The following is a 2,772-nucleotide window of genomic DNA, read 5'->3' as shown; positions in this document are numbered from 1 at the left end:
ATGAGTGCGACACGTTAGGTAGTGAAAAGCTATCTTATTCCAAACGTGCTGTGAAAAGCCGTAAATGGAATAAAGTCCTATTTTGAATAGTGGAATGATAGGGTAACGCCTTGAAACGCTATCTTTAATACTCCGACATGCTATGAGTAGAATGTGTAATCAAAAGTAGTGTGAAGCTCGGTGAAGTCGGGCGAAATATACCGTAGTATTCAATTGAATAACCGAAAAGGCAATAGAGGTATTGTCCGTATATGATAGTCCGGAAGTCGTTAAAAACTTAGTATGGTGAGAATGTGGTAATACACTGACGAACTGGCGAATGTACGTCCCAACGACTGGCCTTGAGAAATCTGGGTTCATCATTTTGTGGTTGAGTAAGAATTCATGCTATGAAAAACCATGCAACGTTAAAGGCGTTGGATAAAATGGTGGGATATAGTCAGCACCTAACCTAATGTAATGTAGATAAAAATAGGGCAACGTGGAAAGCTAGAAACGTGGAGAGAACACACTCGATGAAGCGTTACAAGGGAATGCGTGAATAACGAATAACCTTGTTTAGTTCTAGTGAGAGTAGTGGCATGAGCGTTGAAGTTCTTGTAATGAGAACTGAGCAACAGCCACAAGTCAATTTTAGTTTAATTTATCAGAAACCCTAATCATTTTTCATAGGTTCGTGTAAGACAACTAAAACACGTCCGTAAGGAAGTGATTAACTATGAGTAGCAAGCAACCAGGAGAACTGAAAGATAGCAAGCTAAGACATGCGGAATATTATGGCATGACTGATATATTTGACTCGCTCTATCTCAAAAGCTCCGAGAACGCCAATTTCAAAAATCTTATGCAATACGTCATTCTTGATGATAATTTATTACTTGCTTACCGTAATATAAAACGGAATAAGGGTAGTTACACAGCAGGAATTGATAAGCAAACAATCAAAGATATCGAAAAACTTAGTACCGATGAATACCTAACAATCATGAAGAAACGCTTTGCTTGGTATCAACCAAGAAAAGTCAAACGTGTCGATATACCAAAGCCAAATGGCAAAACAAGACCTCTTGGAATCGGCTCGATATGGGATAGGTTGGCACAACAAAGTATCCTTCAAGTGCTTGAACCAATCTGTGAATCGAAATTTAGCGAACACAGCTATGGTTTCAGACCTAACAGGTCAGTAGAACAGGCGATAGTTGCCTGTGGAAACAGAATTAACTTCAACCAGTGTAAATTCGTAGTTGATGTCGATATCAAAGGTTTCTTTGATGAGGTATGTCATAGCAAACTGATGAAACAACTATGGACATTAGGTATTAGAGACAAAAAGCTTTTAGCCATTATTGGTAAGATGCTTAAATCTCCAATAAAAATGCCTAACGGCAAGGTGGTTATTCCAACAAAAGGAACCCCACAAGGAGCTGTGCTTTCGCCCCTACTTGCCAACATTAACCTTAACGAGTTTGATTGGTGGATGTCTAAGCAATGGCAAGACCGCCGTTGTAAAGAAATCGTCAACCAACATGCCGAAGGTAAAGGTGAAGTGAAATCTAACCACTACCGAAAACTTAGAAAAAGTACGTCACTCAAAGAATTCTACTATGTCAGGTATGCAGACGACTTTAAAATTTTCTGCAAAGACAAGCACATCGCTGAACGTATTTTCAATGCCAGTAAGCTGTGGTTGGAGGATAGGCTTAAACTCCCTATTTCAACTGAAAAATCAACGATTACTGAATTACGAACGGAACGAAGTTCGTTCTTAGGATTTGAAATTAAGGCTGAAAAGAAAGGCGAAAGATACGTCATGCACACACATGTGTCGCAAAAGGCTATCAAGAGTATCAGGCTTCAACTCAAAAATCAGATACATGCCATTCAAAAAAGCCCAAACTCAAATCAAACAATCATTGAAATTAGTAGATATAACGCTTTAGTGATAGGTATTCACAATTATTACGGAATTGCTTCGCATGTTTCAACTGATATGAATGGAATTCATTACTCTATAATTATAAGTATGAAAAACCGTTTACGTGGCTTGGGGAAAACTGGTGAACTCAAAACCAAAGATAAAGGCATTGCAAGATACATGAAATCTAGAAACATGAGATTTTTTTGTGGTTTCCCTATCATCCCTATTGGATATGTGAAACACAGAAAACCAATAGGTAAAAAGAAAAGTGTGTGCAAGTACTCCCCTTCGGGGAGAGCTGAAATACATAAAAATCAAACCCTAGTATCTGAATATGTTATCCAATGGTTACGAGAGAATCCAGTTGTTAACGACAAGGCAACAATTGAGTATAATGACAACAGAATATCTAAATTTGTCGCTCAACATGGGAAATGTGCAATTTCTGGACGTGAGTTGTTTTTTAACGAAATTCACTGTCATCACATTACGCCCCATTATATATCCAAAGACGATAAATTTAACAATCTTACGATTGTTCATAGGGATATTCATAAATTGATCCATACCAATGAATCAAAGTTGTTTAACTCGATATCAAGCTCTTTTTCCTTAAGTCAAAGTCAGTTAGAAAAACTCAATAAATTCCGTTTGAAAGTCGGTAACAAAGTTCTTTAATATCAATATGATTCAAAAGGGAAAATGAAATTTTGTGCGTAATTAAAAATGTTACTAGATTAGGGAAACAAAGATAAAACTAAGTTGAGGGAACGCCGTGTGCGGTGAAAATCGCACGCACGGTGTGGAGCGGGGGAAAAGTTAGAGATAGCTTCAAAGACTTACCTATCGCTATA

The 2,772-nt window shown here is 37.6% G+C and carries 1 protein-coding gene; it reads left to right on the top strand.

Annotation, left to right across the window (positions count from 1 at the left end; translation table 11 throughout):
• Window positions 1–718 precede the first annotated feature (718 nt).
• Complete coding sequence (ltrA, locus tag D1953_RS20675) at window positions 719–2,596, top strand: group II intron reverse transcriptase/maturase (RefSeq protein ID WP_119119037.1); 1,878 nt, start codon at window positions 719–721, stop codon at window positions 2,594–2,596.
• The last annotated feature ends 176 nt before the right edge of the window (window positions 2,597–2,772 follow it).

The organism is Peribacillus asahii (assembly GCF_003570725.1).
GTDB classification, from domain to species: domain Bacteria; phylum Bacillota; class Bacilli; order Bacillales; family DSM-1321; genus Peribacillus; species Peribacillus asahii.
Note: the sequence above shows the minus strand (reverse complement) of the source record. Positions and strands in the feature narration are given on the sequence as shown.

Coding starts and splice junctions, on each gene's coding strand:
- ltrA (WP_119119037.1), top strand. CDS start 719: ATGAGTAGCAAGCAACCAGGAGAACTGAAAGATAGCAAGCTAAGACAT.